Raw genomic sequence first — 13,566 nt, forward strand, 5'->3', positions numbered from 1 at the left:
CAGGAGCGGTGATCATGAGCGACGCATGCTGCGGCACCACCACGTCCCTGGAGAGCGAGCAGCCCGGGATCTCCATCGACGCCGAGGCGCTTCCCGTGGTCGTCATCGGCGCGGGCCCGGTCGGGCTGGCCGCTGCCGCCCACCTGGCCGAGCGTGGCCTGCACTTCCTCGTGCTCGAAGCAGGCGAGCAGGCGGGCGCGTCCATCGCGCAGTGGGGACACGTGCGGGTCTTCAGCCCGTGGAAGTACGACATCGACGCCGCCGCCCGCCGCCTGCTGGAGGCGCACGGCTGGACCGCCCCCGACCCCGAGTGGCTGCCCACCGGCGCCGAAATCGTCGGCCACTACCTCGCCCCACTCGCCAAGGCCCTCGGCCCGAACGTCCGCTTCCGCTCCAAGGTGACCGCGATCAGCCGCCTCGGCTACGACCGCGTCCGCACCAATGGGCGCGATCAGGCGCCCTTCCTGATCCGGCTCGACGACGGAGGGGAGATCAGGGCCCGCGCGGTCGTCGATGCCTCCGGCACCTGGACCACCCCCAACGTGCTCGGCGCATCCGGCCTGCCCGCGCGCGGCGAGGACGAGGTCGAGATCGAGCACGCACTGCCCGATGTGCTGGGCGCCGACCGGGAGGCCTACCAGGGCAAGCACACCCTGGTCGTGGGTGCCGGGCACTCCGCGGCCACCACCCTGCTCGCCCTCGCCCAGCTCGGCGACACCGAGATCACCTGGGCCATCCGCGCCGGTGACGCCGCCCGCGCCTACGGCGGCGGCGGGGCCGACGCGCTTCCCGCCCGCGGCGCTCTCGGCACCCGCCTGCACGCCCTCGTCACCTCCGGCCGCGTCCGCCTCCTCACCGGCTTCTTCACGCACGCCGTCGAGAAGGCCGGCGAGCGGGTACGGGTGACCAGTCTCGACGGGCGAGACATCAGCGTCGACCGGATCATCGGCGCGACCGGCTTCCGCCCCGACCACTCCATCGCCTCCGAACTGCGTTTGGACCTGGACCCGATCCTCGGCTCCACCCGTGCTCTGGCCCCGCTCATCGACCCGAACCAGCACTCCTGCGGCACCGTCCCTCCGCATGGCGCCGACGAGCTGGCCCACCCCGAGCCGGGCTACTACGCGATCGGCGTCAAGAGCTACGGCCGCGCCCCCACGTTCCTGCTGGCCACCGGATATGAGCAGGCCCGCTCGGTGGCCGCCGCGCTGGCGGGGGACTGGGAGGCGGCCCGCGACGTCCAGCTCGAGCTGCCGGAGACCGGCGTGTGCTCCAGCAACCTGGCCGAGGCACAGGAGCAGCGGATCGGCCTGGCCACCGGTATCAGCGGCGGCCTGCTGGCCACACCTCTCCCGCTGGCGACTGTCTCCTCCGGTGGAAGCTGCTGTGGCTGAAAGGAGCGCGACATGTCCGACGGCTATCCCACGGCAGCGCGGAAAGAGGCCCTGCGCCTGATCTGCACGCATCGTCTGATCCCCGGTGATCTGCTGGCCGAGGAACTGCTCGCCGCGCGCGAGCCGGGCGCCCACCCCGGCTATGCCGCGGCCATCCGGCGGATGGCCGGCACCCTGGCTTGGCGATTGGAGGCTCAGGGCTTCATCGCCGAGGCGGGCGCCGGCACGTGGCGGACGACGGCCGCCGGTCGCGACGTGATCGCCTGTACGACGTGAACCCCGGCGTGGAGACCACCGCCCCCGGAGCCGGGGGCGGTGGCCGCCTCGATCACGGGTGGCGCATCGTGGCCGCCCTCGCCGTCACCCAGACCATCGGCTACGGCGTGCTCTACTACGCCTTCTCGGTCTTCCTCATGCCGATGAGCCGTGACCTGCGCGCCACCGGCACGCAGATCGCCGCCGCGCTCACCCTCGCCGTGCTGACCACCGCGCTGTGCGCGCCCCGGGCCGGGCGATGGCTGGACGCCCTGGTCGTGCGGCGGTCCAGAATGCCGGCCGCCAAGCCCGGGCGGCGCGCGGACCTGGTGCGGGAGGCGGTGCGGGCCCAGCCGTTCTGGTTCCTGGTCGCGGCCTTCACCGCGCACGGCGGCGGGGTCGCCGTTATCGGGGTCCTGCTGGTCACGTACCTGATCCACCTCGGTCACGCGCCGGTGTTCGCCGCGACCGTGGCCGGGCTGCTCGGCGTGCTGTCGGTGACAGGCCGGGTGGTCACCACAGGGCTGCGCCGTCGCTGGGCGGCCGCTCCGGTGGCCGCCGCGGTCTTCGCCGTGCAAGGGCTGGGCGCGCTGCTGCTGCCGGTGGTGGCGGGAGAGCGCGGCGGGGCGATCGGGTGCGTGCTGCTGTTCGGGATCGGGTTCGGCGTCGGTACGATCACGCTCCCGTACCTGCTGGCCGAGCGGTACGGCACCGCCGCCTACGCCAGCCTGTCGGGGCGGATCGCGATGTTCTCCGGCATTCGCCCTGGTCGCCTACCATCGCCTACGATTAGACATCCTTCTAAATAAGAGGTGTCTTCGATGACCGTCAGCCCCGTCGCGTGCTGTGCCCCGATCGCCAAGCAGCCGCTGGAGGAGTCCGAGGCTGTCGAGCTGGCCGCGCTGCTCAAGGCCGTGGCCGACCCGGTACGACTGCGCCTGCTGTCAATGATCGGCTCGCATCCCGATGGCGAGGCCTGCGTGTGCGACCTGACCGGCGCCTTCGACCTCAGCGCGCCCACCATCTCGCACCACCTGAAGACCCTGCGCAATGCTGGACTCATCGACGGCGAGCGGCGCGGCACCTGGGTCTACTACTGGATCGTGCCCGCCCAGGTCGCGAGGCTCGGCGAGCTGTTCAGCCCGTTGGCCGAGCCCGCGGCCAACGCGTGATCCGCCAGGTCGACGTCCTGGTCATCGGCGGCGGGCAGGCGGGGCTGGCGGCAGGCTACTACCTGCGCAGAGCCGGAGCCGACTTCGTCATCCTCGACTCCGGGGAGCGGCCGGGCGGAGCGTGGCAGCACGCCTGGGCATCGCTACGCCTGTTCTCGCCCGCCCAGTACAGCTCGCTGCCGGGCCGTATGATGCCCGTCCCGCCCGATGGCGGCTACCCGAGCGCGGCCGACACCGTCGCCTACCTCACGGACTACGAACGCCGGTACGAGCTGCCCGTGCTCAGGCCGGTCATCGCGAACGCCGTGAGGAGAGGCGATGGCCACCTCGTCGTGGAGACCGATCGGGGAGTCTGGCAGGCCAAGACGGTGATCAGCGCGACCGGAACCTGGTGGCGTCCGTACGTGCCGCACTACGCCGGCATGCGCCACTTCGGAGGCGAGCAACTCCACACCGTCGACTACCGGGATCCGGAGTCCTTCCGCGGCCGTCATGTGGTGATCGTCGGTGGCGGTAACTCCGCGGCTCAACTGCTCGCCGACATCTCCACGGTCACCACGACGACCTGGGTGACCCGGCGGCCGCCGCGCCTGCTGTCCGACGAACTCGACGGCCGTGCACTGTTCGAGCTGGCCACTCGCCGCCACCGCGCCGCCCTCGCAGGGGAGACCGTCCCGGGTATCGGAGACCTCGGCGACATCGTGGCAGTGCCGCCCGTGCGCGAGGCACGCGAGCGGGGCGTGCTCAAGGCCGAGCCGATGTTCACGCGCATCACTCCCAGAGGCATCGCCTGGGCCGACGGCAGCGAACTGGCCTGCGACGTCATCCTGTGGTGCACCGGGTTCCGGCCCGCGCTCGGCCATCTGGCACCGCTGCGCCTGCGCGCTCCCGACGGGCTCATCCCCACCGAGGGCACCCGCGCCGTCGGCGAGCCCCGGCTGCACCTGCTCGGCTACGGCGACTGGACCGGACCCGCCTCGGCCACCCTCATCGGCGCCGGCCGGACCGCGAGAGACACGGTCGCCCAGATCAGCCGGTGAGCTCGGTGATGAGCTTCTCCACGCGGGCGCGGATGTCGTCACGGATCGGCCGGACGGCCTCGATGCCCTGACCGGCAGGGTCGTCGAGCTTCCAGTCCTCGTACCGCTTGCCAGGGAAGATCGGGCAGGCATCCCCGCAGCCCATGGTGACCACCACGTCGGATGCCTCGACGGCATCGGTGGTGAGGACCTTCGGCTGTGCGGCGGCGATGTCGACGCCGACCTCCCGCATCGCCTCGACGGCGATCGGGTTGATCCGGTCCGCCGGGGCCGAGCCGGCCGAGCGGACCTCGATCCGGTCGCCGGCCAGGTGCGACAGCCACCCGGCGGCCATCTGGGAGCGGCCGGCGTTGTGCACGCACACGAACAGGACGCTAGGCATGAACGGTCTCCTTGCCTCGGAACAGTCGGCGGCCCCACAGGCTGACGTAGACGAGTGCGACCAGCACGGGCACCTCGATCAGCGGCCCGACCACCCCGGCCAGCGCCTGCCCGGAGGTGACGCCGAACACGCCGACCGCGACCGCGATGGCCAACTCGAAGTTGTTGCCCGCCGCGGTGAAGGCGAGCGTGGTGGTCCGCTCGTACCCGAGACCGATCATGCGGCCGGCGAGGAACGAGCCACCGAACATGAGGAAGAAGTACGCCAGCAGGGGAAGGGCGATACGGGCCACGTCGCCGGGCCGTGAGGTGATCGTCTCGCCCTGGAGTGCGAACAGGATCACGATGGTGAACAGCAGACCGTACAGTGCGACGGGGCCGATCCTGGGCAGGAAGCGGGACTCGTACCACTCCCGGCCCCGAGTACGTTCGCCCAGCTTGCGGGAGAGATAGCCGGCGATCAGCGGGATGCCCAGGAAGATCAGCACGTACTGGGCGATGTCCCACATCGAGACGTCCAGCGCCGCCTGTGGCAGGCCCAGCCACCCGGGCAGGATCTGGAGATAGAACCAGCCGAGGGCGCCGAACGCGACCACCTGGAAGATCGAGTTGAGCGCGACCAGGACGGCGGCGGCTTCACGGTCGCCGCAGGCCAGGTCGTTCCAGATGAGGACCATGGCGATGCATCGGGCCAGGCCGACGATGATCAGCCCGGTGCGATATTCCGGCAGGTCGGGCAGGAGGGCCCAGGCCAGGGCGAACATCAGAGCCGGGCCCGCGACCCAGTTGAGGACCAGGGAGGCCGGCAGCATCCGGCGGTCGGCGGTGACGGTGTCGAGCCGGTCGTAGCGGACCTTGGCCAGCACCGGATACATCATGAGCAGCAGGCCGAGCGCGATGGGCAGCGAGATCTCACCGATCTTGACCGCTTCCAGGGCCGCGTCGAGGCCGGGCACCGTCCGTCCGAGCAACAGTCCGGCGCCCATCGCCAAGCCGATCCACAGTGGCAGGAACCGGTCGAGCGTGGACAGGCCGCCGATGACCGCCGGGGTTCTGGCTGTCACGTCGGTCGATGACAAGGCCGCTTTCCTTCCTCAGACGGCGGCGGGGGTGTCGAGCAGGGCCGACAGTTCGCCGAGTCGTTCGGGCACCAGGCGGTAGTAGACCCAGGAGGCGCGGCGCTCGGAGGTGAGCAGGCCGACGTCCTTGAGCACCTTCAGGTGATGGCTGATCGTCGGCTGGGACAGTTCGAACGCGTCGGTGATGTCGCACACGCACACCTCGCCGCCCTCGTGACTGGCCACGATCGACAGGATGCGCAGCCGTACGGGATCGCCCAGCGCTTTGAACACCCGCGCCAGGCCGGCGGCCTGTTCGGCGTCGAGCGGTTCGCGCGCCAGGGGCGGGCTGCACTGGAGCACCTCGAGTGGTTCCATCGCGTCTCCTCGCATCTGACATGGACCACTGTCTATATTGACAGACATCTATTGAGCCTCGATACCTGGGGTTCGGCTCGCTGGAATCTCGAGGTCGGCGAGGAGCCGGCGGACCCGGTGCTCGATCTCGTCGCGGATCGGCCTGATGTCCTCGACGCTCTTGCCCGCGGGGTCGTCGAGCTCCCAGTTGAGGTAGCGCTTGCCGGGATAGACCGGGCAGGCGTCGATCGGACGACCGTCGTGATGTCCCTCGACCCGGGCCAGGGCGTGCAGGCGCTGGCGGGCGAACCGCTCGGCGAGCAAGGGCAGGTAGTGGGGCACGACCGCTTTGCCGGCGAACTGGTCGTAACTGGTGTGAAGGAACCGCTCGATGGTCTCCGCGCCGAACGTGCCGGCGAACGCCTCGGCCAGGCGACGGGCGGCGGTGGCGAGAGCAAGCCGTTGGTCGACTGCGAGATCGCCTCGCTTGTGCGTGCTGGACATCGTTCACTCCCGAATGACATCGACTAGCGTCTATATTGACCGAGGTCGATGTAGCATGGGCGAACGCGAGATGAACAGTAAAGCGCTCGCGCTTCTCGCCGAGTGAGGTCGCAGCTATCTCCCCTGGAGATCTTGGGCGTCGTGCGCGGCGCCGACCACACCCACACCGGTGTCGCGCCCTACGTACGTGTGGATGGGGCCGTCTCAGGTGAGCCGGGAAGTCTGGTCGGCGCGTCATGCTGTCGAGGCTTGAGGATGCACTGTGCGCGCCCGTGACCTGATCATCGACCTTCCCGTGATCGACCTGGACGCATCCGTCGGTGACGCGGTGAGACTGCTCGCCGAGCGGGATCTGCCCGGCCTCATCGTGGTCGGCGACGACGGATCGCCGTACATGTCCTGCCGGGCACCGAGGTTCTGCGGCTGGCCCGCGAGTACGGGCTCTCCGTGAGGGCGCCGCATGCGATCAGTGATCTACAGCGTAAAGCCATCGGCACCTCACTCAGCTGAGCTCGGCGTGATCCGTCGGATGAGCGACCAGGTGATCGTCACCTCACGAGAAGCTCATCTCCGCCAGGCCCTTCTCCAGCGTCACGCCAGGCGAGTAGCCCAGTTCCTTCCTGGCCGCGGTGATGTCGTAGGAACGGTCACGGCCGGTGAAGCTGACGAGCCAGTTCGTCAGCGGCGGCGCCGTCTTCCGGCGAAGCAGGCGTGCCGTGCGGTCCATCATCGCCGCCATGGGCGCCGCCATCGCCAGGGGGACGCTGCGGCTCTTGGACAGATCCACGCCGCGGGTCGCCAGCAAGGGGGTCAGGAAGTCTCGGATGGGCATCGGCGTGCCGTCCGTCACGTAGTAGACCCCCTTGTGGCGGCCCCGCGTGAGCGCGAGGATCGCGGCACTGGCCAGGTTCTCGACGTGGACGAAGTCGACGATGTGCTTGCCGTCGTCGATCCAGGCGAACCGTCCGGCCTCGGCGACCTCGACCATCTCGTTGATCGTCTTCATTCCGCGGCCCCAGATGAACGGCGGGCGGAGCACCACCAGTTCGGTCTTCCCGCTGCGGGCTTCCAGGAGCGCGCGCTCGGTGGCCAGCTTGACCCGGCTGTAGGCGATGTTCGGCCGGCCCTCCGGCGTCGACTCGTCGACGACGGGACGGCGTTGGCCGCCCGTGGAGACGGACGCGGCGCTGGTGAGCACGAAGCGTCGTACCCCTGCCGCGACGCTCGCGGCGTGCAGGGCGGCCGTCGGCACGTGATTGGCCTGTTCGAAGAGCGAGTCGGGCCCCCAGAACTCCATGTACGCCGCGACGTGCACGACCGCGTCGGCCTCGCGCAGCTTGGCGAGCCAGTTCGGCGCCGGGGAGCCGGCCTGGCCGAGCTCGGCGAGATCGCCGGACACGGGTTCGGCGCCGGCCGCACGTACCCGCTGGATGCTCGAGCCCGATCTGGCCAGTGCCATGACCTCATGTCCCTCAGCGAGGAGGCGGTTGAGGAGAGTTCCGCCGACGAAACCGCTGCCGCCGGTGATGAAGATCTTCATGTGTTCACTCCTTGTGATTAAGTGCGCACTTATCGCGCGCCCTGGGGTCCTGAATGTGGCTCCGGCCACCTCGGATGCATCGGCATCAAATAGTTTGATATCAATGCATCTACGTCTATGTAACCTCCCGTACGATGGGGGCGTCAAGTGGGAGGTGGGCGATGCCACACGAGGACAAGGGCGTGACCGCAGCACAGGTCGCCGACGAGTTCAGCCGTACGGCGAAGGTTCTGGTGCGTCACTTCAACGAGCGTCTGGGCGAGCACGGGGTGTCGACACCGAGATCCCGCCTGGTGGTGGAGGTGGCGCGGTCGCAGCCGGTTCGTCTCACCGAGCTCGCTCTCGCGGTCGGCATCGCGCAGGGGACCGCCTCGACCCTGGTCGACGCGCTCGTCCGCGACGGACTGCTCGAACGCCAGACCAGCGCGGACGACCGCCGGTCCGTACTCCTTCGAGTGACGGCGCAAGGGGCCGCCCTGGCTCAGGACTGGACGGCCGGCTATGAACTGGCGGCGGAAGAGCTGTTCAGGCCGCTCACTCCCGAGCAACTGTCAACACTGGTCGACATCTTGCGGACACTCAGCGCCGACGAGGCGCCGGCCGCCGGCGACTGAAGAAGGCATTGCGGGCGCGTGGATCGCCGGAGCGCCTCGCCGCCGATGATCTGCGACCGCGAAGTCGCAGGTGGTCCACGTCTTCCCTGAACCTCCGGTCATCCGTAGACCCTCAGTCGAGTGACAGTCCTGCGACCGGACTCACCCGGGCGGCCCGGCGTGCGGGGAGAACGGCGGCGAGGAGTCCGGCCAGGGCGGCGATGAGGACGACGACGCCGAGCGACAGCCAAGGGACGTGCATGGTGGCGTCGCGGAGGGCCGGTTTCACGATCGTCTCGCAGGCGGCCCAGGCGAAACCGACGCCGAGCACGGTGCCGAGCACGGTGGCCACCAGCGACAGCAGGACGGCCTCGGCCGCGAGCATCCGCCGGAGCTGCCCGCGGGTGAGCCCGAGCGCGCGCAGCATCGCGTGTTCGCGGGCACGTTCGAGCACGGAGAGCCCGAGGGTGTTCGCGATCCCGATCAGGGCGATCACGATGGCGATGCCGAGCAGGCCGAGCGCTGACCAGGTGTAGATCTGCAGCTGCTGGTCCAGCGACTCCCAGGTGCGCAAACCGTTCTCGACCGTCGCGCCGACGGGATCGGACAGCTCGTCCAGGTCGGCGCCGAGCCGAGCCGGGTCGGCGCCGGTGGAGGCGCGGATCCAGACGGCACGCGGCTCGGGGGCGTCGGTGAGCGTCGCCAGCGTCTCGGGCGCGACCACGCCCGCCGGGCCCCAGCCGGTGCCGACGGCCACCTGCAGCTGGGCCCGCCGGTCGCCGGCGCGCACCGTGACCCGGTCACCCGGCCGCAGATTCAGGCCCTTGCCGAAGGCGTCGGAATCGATTCTGATCTTCCCTGGCTCGACCCGTGCGAACACTCCGCCGTCGCGGGCCACCTGCCCGGCGGCGGGCGCGGTGACGACCGGGATCGGGTCGTGGAGCCCGGCCACCTGGGCCACGGCGCCATACACCGGAATCGCCTGCTCCACACCGGGAGTGCGACGTATCCGGGTGAGGAGGTCAGTGGTGAGCGGACCCTTGGGCGAGGTGAGCGCGATGTCTATGGGGTGGTCTCTGCCGATCTGCTCGTTCAAGGACGTCCGCCATGTGGCCATCCCGGTGAGTACGGCGATCGTCAAGGTGACGCCGACCAGCAGGGAGGCGGTGGTGGTGGCGGTCCGGCGCGGATGGTGTGCGGCGTTCTCGGCCGCGAGCCGTACGGTGGGGCCGAGCGGCGCGCCCGCGATCCGGACCAGGCGGGGGACGAGCACCGGACCGGAGAGCAACACCCCGGCGAACACCGTTCCTCCGCCTGCCAGCATGAGCGCCGTGCTGCTCCTGTCCATCGCCACCCCCAGCAGGGCCAGTCCGATGACCAGCAGGAGCGCGGGCCGCGCCAGGCCGGTGCGGGTGCGCGCGTCCACTCCGGCGTCCGGGCGCAGCGCCGCCAGCGGGCTCACCCGGATCACGCGCCGGGTCGGCAACCAGGACGCGACCATGGTGACCGCCAGGCCGACGGCGAACCCTCCCAGCAGCCAGGGCACGGGCAGCTCGGCGGCGCCCATCGGCACGGCGGACGCGAGGGCGTCGATCAGGGCGATCAGCCCGTAGCCGAGACCGACGCCGACCAGTGTCCCGGTCAGCGGCGCGAGCACGCCGACGACGGCCGCCTCGCGGCGTACGGAACGCACCACCTGCCGCCGGGTAGCGCCGACGCAGCGCAGCAGCGCGAAGTCGCGGAGTCGTCGCGCGAACAGGATGGAGAAGGTGTTCGCGATGACGAGGATCGAGACGAACAGCGCGATGCCGGCGAACAACAGCAACATCACCGACAGGCTGTCGACCCTGTTCTGCACGTGGGTCAGCCGCTCAGCGGTGAACGCCTCCGGCGACAGCGCCTTCGCGCCTTCAGGGAGCGGGCCCACCTCGCCGCGCACCGCCACCGAGCCCAGATGGAGGTGGTCGCGCCACAGCAGCAACTGGGGCCAGGTGACGTACATCGAGGCCTGGGCCGGGGGAGAGGGCGACTCCACGAGCCCGACCACCTGGACGTCGGCCGCGGCGGCTCCCACCCCGATCGTGATCCGGTCGCCGACCGCGAGGTCCTCGGCCAAGGCGGCATACACGTCCACCGCGGCCTCGCCCGTACGTGCAGGGAAACGGCCCGAGCTGAGCTCCTGCCAGCGCCACACCTGCGAGGTGGCGATCGGCCCTACGGTCGTCGTGTCCGAGAGCTGCCGGCTCCCGGCGTGCGCCGGAAGCGTCGCCCGGCCGATCGCGGACGCGTTCTCGCCGTGCCGCTCGGTGAAGGCGATCACGGCCGCCGGGTCCAGCTCGGACGACGGCCACCCCTCGGGGGAGACCACGTGCTCGGCATTGCGGTACGGCGCACCCAGGCCGTCCATGAGCCCGCTTCGCGCGCCGGAGGTGAGTATGCCGACCACGACGACGAAGGCGACGGCGACGGTGACCGCGACCGCCGCCGCGACGTACCTGCGGCTGTACGTGCGCAGCGACGCGAGGAAGACGGCACGCATCAGGCGATCCGCCCGTCCTGCATGGTGACCACGTGGTCGGCGTACGCCGCCGCGTCCCGCTCGTGGGTGACCATCACGACGGTCTGGCCGAGTTCGCGTGCCGAGCGGCGCAGGTGGTCCAGCACCTCCGCCGACGTGGTGCTGTCCAGGTTTCCCGTGGGCTCGTCGGCGAACAGCAGGTCCGGCTGTGTGATCAGGGCGCGCGCGATCGCGACCCGCTGCTGCTGGCCGCCGGACAGCTCCGCGGGCCGGTGCGCGAGCCTGTCGGCCACGCCGAGGATGTCGGCGAGCAGGCGGACGCGTTCCCGCGCCGCGTCGTCGATCCGGCGGTCGCCCAGTTCGAGGGGGAGCACGATGTTCTCGCCCGCGGTGAGCATCGGCAGCAGGTTGAACGACTGGAACACGAAGCCGACGTGCTCGCGGCGGAAGATCGTGAGCGCGTCGTCGTCGAGCGATCCGAGGTCGGTGCCTGCCACCGTGACGGTGCCGCCGCTGGCCTGGTCGAGTCCGGCCAGGCAGTGCATCAGCGTGGATTTACCCGATCCGCTCGGGCCCGTGATCGCGGTGAACCCGCCTCGCGGGAGGTCGAGGTCGATGCCCCGCAGTGCATGGACCTGGGTTGCGCCCCGGCCGTAGGTCTTGGTCAGGTTCCGCGCGCGGGCGGCCACGGCGCCGGGGCTCGCGGCCGTCCGGGGAAGCCGCGCGGCCGGGTCATGCCGTGAGCCGGTCACTGCTGGGGTCCTCGCTTCGCTGTGGGCCATGCCCGTAGTCAAGGCGGCGCGGTGTTGTCAGCATGTATGCGGTTTCCGATACGCCGGCGATACGCCCGGGCTCCTAGCATCGAGTGCATGCGTGTGTTGATCGTCGAGGACGAGCCCTACCTGGCAGAGGTCATCCGCGACGGGCTGCGCCTGGCGGCGATCGCCGCCGACATCGCCGGTGACGGTGACACCGCGACGGAGCTGCTGAGCGTCAACGCCTACGACATCGCCGTCCTCGACCGCGACATCCCCGGCCCCTCGGGCGACGAGATCGCCAAGCGCATCGTGGCCTCGGGCAGCGGCATGCCCATCCTCATGCTCACCGCCGCCGACCGGCTCGACGACAAGGCCTCCGGGTTCGGGCTCGGGGCCGACGACTACCTCACCAAGCCCTTCGATTTCCAGGAGCTCGTGCTCCGCCTCCGGGCACTCGACCGCAGGCGCGCGCACAACAGGCCGCCCGTACGCGAGATCGCCGGCCTGCGCCTGGACCCGTTCCGCCGCGAGGTCCACCGCGACGGCCGCTACGTCGCGCTCACCCGCAAACAGTTCGCCGTGCTCGAAGTCCTCGTCGCCGCCGAAGGCGGTGTCGTCAGCGCGGAGGAACTCCTGCGGCGGGCGTGGGACGAGAACGCCGACCCCTTCACCAACGCCGTCCGCATCACGGTCTCGGCGCTGCGCAAACGGCTCGGCGAACCGTGGCTCATCGCCACCGTGCCCGGCGTCGGCTACCGCATCGACGCGGGAGACGAGGGTGGATAGGGCGCGCGGGATGAGCGTCCGGCTCAAGCTCACCCTCAGCTACGCCGGGTTCCTCATGCTCGCGGGCGCGTTGCTGCTCGCCGCCGTGTGGGTGTTCCTCCTGCGGTACGTGCCCGACGGCTGGCCCGCCCTTCTCTACGTGGCGCCCAACCGTATCCTCCTCCTGGGAGCCTTCGCCCCCGCGGCGGCCGCGGTGATGGCGTTTCTGCTGGTGTTCGGCCTGCTGGGAGGATGGATTCTCGCCGGACGCATGCTCGCCCCCCTGACCCGCATCACCGACGCCACGCGCATGGCCGCGAACGGATCGCTCTCCCACCGGATCCGGTTGCCCGGCCGCGCGGACGAGTTCCGCGAACTCGCCGACGCCTTCGACGCCATGCTCGTACGGCTCGAAGCACACGTCGCCGAGCACCAGCGATTCGCGGCCAACGCCTCACACGAACTCCGCACCCCGCTGGCGATCTCACGGACGCTTCTCGACGTGGCCCGCCGCGATCCCGACCGTGACACCGGCGAACTCGTCGAACGCCTGCACGCCGTCAACACCCGGGCGATCGACCTCACCGAGGCGCTCCTCATGCTCAGCCGCGCCGACCGGAGATCCTTCGTACGGGAACGCGTCGACCTGTCCCTGGTCGTGGAAGAAGCCGTCGAGACACTGCTCCCGCTCGCGGAGAAACGCGGTGTCACCATCGAGACCTCAGGTGAGATCGCCCCGGTTGAGGGGTCGCAGGCGCTCCTGCTGCAACTGGCGACGAACCTGGTGCACAACGCGATCGTGCACAACCTGCCCGTACAGGGAACCGTGTGGATCAGAACCGGCATCGGCCCCGAGGCGCTCACCGTCGAGAACACCGGCGAGAAGCTGTCTCCGGAGGTGGTCCCGGCACTCACAGAACCGTTTCAGCGCGGCACGGGAAGAGTACGCGACGACCACGCGGGCGTCGGACTCGGCCTGGCCATCGTCAAGAGCATCACCCACGCGCACGACGGAACACTCACCATCGTCGCGCGCCCCGCGGGCGGGCTCGGCATCGCCGTTCAACTACCCGCGTGCAATGGATGAGCTGCGACTGCAGAACCAATCGCCCGTCGATCAGCGTCGCCTGTCGATACCGGACGTGAGTACGGACTTCGGGCGGGAGGCTGTCCCCGGTGCTTCGAGCACGGCTCACGCCCCAGGCGACGAGGCCGGCAGTGCGGTTCCGCC

The 13,566-nt window shown here is 70.4% G+C and carries 16 protein-coding genes; 9 read left to right on the plus strand and 7 right to left on the minus strand.

Annotation, left to right across the window (positions count from 1 at the left end; genetic code table 11):
- The first annotated feature begins 14 nt into the window (after window positions 1–14).
- From ACZ6YG_RS20350 to ACZ6YG_RS20370, 5 genes are read left to right on the plus strand one after another with little or no spacing between them, the layout of a single operon-like run.
- Window positions 15–1,394: an FAD-dependent oxidoreductase gene (locus ACZ6YG_RS20350; RefSeq protein ID WP_466018875.1), complete on the plus strand. Its 1,380-nt coding sequence runs from the start codon at window positions 15–17 to the stop codon at window positions 1,392–1,394.
- A 12-nt stretch (window positions 1,395–1,406) separates the two neighbouring features.
- Window positions 1,407–1,670 carry a hypothetical protein gene (locus ACZ6YG_RS20355; protein ID WP_466018876.1) on the plus strand — a complete coding sequence of 88 codons (264 nt, stop codon included), beginning with the start codon at window positions 1,407–1,409 and terminating at the stop codon, window positions 1,668–1,670.
- Window positions 1,667–2,458: an MFS transporter gene (locus ACZ6YG_RS20360; protein WP_466018877.1), complete on the plus strand. Its 792-nt coding sequence runs from the start codon at window positions 1,667–1,669 to the stop codon at window positions 2,456–2,458. Before ACZ6YG_RS20355 ends, ACZ6YG_RS20360 begins: the two co-directional genes overlap by 4 nt.
- Window positions 2,459–2,470: 12 nt before the next feature.
- Complete coding sequence (locus ACZ6YG_RS20365) at window positions 2,471–2,821, plus strand: metalloregulator ArsR/SmtB family transcription factor (RefSeq protein ID WP_397197325.1); 351 nt, start codon at window positions 2,471–2,473, stop codon at window positions 2,819–2,821.
- Window positions 2,818–3,861 (plus strand): ArsO family NAD(P)H-dependent flavin-containing monooxygenase, encoded by a 1,044-nt coding sequence (locus ACZ6YG_RS20370; RefSeq protein WP_466018878.1) that lies wholly within the window; start codon window positions 2,818–2,820, stop codon window positions 3,859–3,861. The genes ACZ6YG_RS20365 and ACZ6YG_RS20370 overlap by 4 nt, the downstream gene beginning before the upstream one ends.
- Here ACZ6YG_RS20370 and ACZ6YG_RS20375 read toward each other — a convergent pair.
- From ACZ6YG_RS20375 to ACZ6YG_RS20390, 4 genes are read right to left on the minus strand one after another with little or no spacing between them, the layout of a single operon-like run.
- On the minus strand, window positions 3,851–4,243 hold the full coding sequence (locus ACZ6YG_RS20375) for an arsenate reductase ArsC (RefSeq protein WP_466018879.1): 393 nt from the start codon (window positions 4,241–4,243) through the stop codon (window positions 3,851–3,853). The two genes, ACZ6YG_RS20370 and ACZ6YG_RS20375, sit on opposite strands and share 11 nt — an antisense overlap.
- Window positions 4,236–5,306 carry an ACR3 family arsenite efflux transporter gene (gene arsB, locus ACZ6YG_RS20380; protein WP_466018880.1) on the minus strand — a complete coding sequence of 357 codons (1,071 nt, stop codon included), beginning with the start codon at window positions 5,304–5,306 and terminating at the stop codon, window positions 4,236–4,238. The genes ACZ6YG_RS20375 and arsB overlap by 8 nt, the downstream gene beginning before the upstream one ends.
- Window positions 5,307–5,336: 30 nt before the next feature.
- Window positions 5,337–5,678: an ArsR/SmtB family transcription factor gene (locus ACZ6YG_RS20385; protein ID WP_148030859.1), complete on the minus strand. Its 342-nt coding sequence runs from the start codon at window positions 5,676–5,678 to the stop codon at window positions 5,337–5,339.
- Window positions 5,679–5,726: 48 nt separating this feature from the next.
- The gene (locus ACZ6YG_RS20390) at window positions 5,727–6,161 is read right to left on the minus strand and encodes a three-helix bundle dimerization domain-containing protein (protein ID WP_466018881.1); all 435 of its coding nucleotides are present in this window, start codon (window positions 6,159–6,161) and stop codon (window positions 5,727–5,729) included.
- A gap of 262 nt (window positions 6,162–6,423) precedes the next feature.
- Between ACZ6YG_RS20390 and ACZ6YG_RS20395 the strand changes: the two genes are divergently transcribed.
- Window positions 6,424–6,612 carry a hypothetical protein gene (locus ACZ6YG_RS20395; RefSeq protein ID WP_466018882.1) on the plus strand — a complete coding sequence of 63 codons (189 nt, stop codon included), beginning with the start codon at window positions 6,424–6,426 and terminating at the stop codon, window positions 6,610–6,612.
- A 102-nt stretch (window positions 6,613–6,714) separates the two neighbouring features.
- Here ACZ6YG_RS20395 and ACZ6YG_RS20400 read toward each other — a convergent pair whose 3' ends face one another.
- Window positions 6,715–7,701 (minus strand): NAD-dependent epimerase/dehydratase family protein, encoded by a 987-nt coding sequence (locus ACZ6YG_RS20400; RefSeq protein WP_466018883.1) that lies wholly within the window; start codon window positions 7,699–7,701, stop codon window positions 6,715–6,717.
- A gap of 182 nt (window positions 7,702–7,883) precedes the next feature.
- Here ACZ6YG_RS20400 and ACZ6YG_RS20405 point away from each other — a divergent pair, with 182 nt between their 5' ends.
- Window positions 7,884–8,315, plus strand: coding sequence for a MarR family winged helix-turn-helix transcriptional regulator (locus tag ACZ6YG_RS20405; protein ID WP_271275054.1), 432 nt, complete (start codon window positions 7,884–7,886; stop codon window positions 8,313–8,315).
- A 112-nt stretch (window positions 8,316–8,427) separates the two neighbouring features.
- Here ACZ6YG_RS20405 and ACZ6YG_RS20410 read toward each other — a convergent pair whose 3' ends face one another.
- Together ACZ6YG_RS20410 and ACZ6YG_RS20415 are read right to left on the minus strand one after the other, a co-directional pair.
- Entirely contained in the window at window positions 8,428–10,833 is a 2,406-nt protein-coding gene (locus tag ACZ6YG_RS20410; RefSeq protein ID WP_466018884.1) for an ABC transporter permease, read from the minus strand.
- Entirely contained in the window at window positions 10,833–11,501 is a 669-nt protein-coding gene (locus tag ACZ6YG_RS20415) for an ABC transporter ATP-binding protein (protein WP_466019001.1), read from the minus strand. The genes ACZ6YG_RS20410 and ACZ6YG_RS20415 overlap by 1 nt, the downstream gene beginning before the upstream one ends.
- Window positions 11,502–11,681: 180 nt before the next feature.
- Here ACZ6YG_RS20415 and ACZ6YG_RS20420 point away from each other — a divergent pair, with 180 nt between their 5' ends.
- Both ACZ6YG_RS20420 and ACZ6YG_RS20425 read left to right on the plus strand, forming a co-directional pair.
- The gene (locus ACZ6YG_RS20420; protein ID WP_271275056.1) at window positions 11,682–12,356 is read left to right on the plus strand and encodes a response regulator transcription factor; all 675 of its coding nucleotides are present in this window, start codon (window positions 11,682–11,684) and stop codon (window positions 12,354–12,356) included.
- The gene (locus tag ACZ6YG_RS20425) at window positions 12,349–13,422 is read left to right on the plus strand and encodes a sensor histidine kinase (RefSeq protein WP_466018885.1); all 1,074 of its coding nucleotides are present in this window, start codon (window positions 12,349–12,351) and stop codon (window positions 13,420–13,422) included. Before ACZ6YG_RS20420 ends, ACZ6YG_RS20425 begins: the two co-directional genes overlap by 8 nt.
- Window positions 13,423–13,566: the final 144 nt, after the last annotated feature.

Source organism: Nonomuraea sp. NPDC054003 (genome assembly GCF_055585125.1).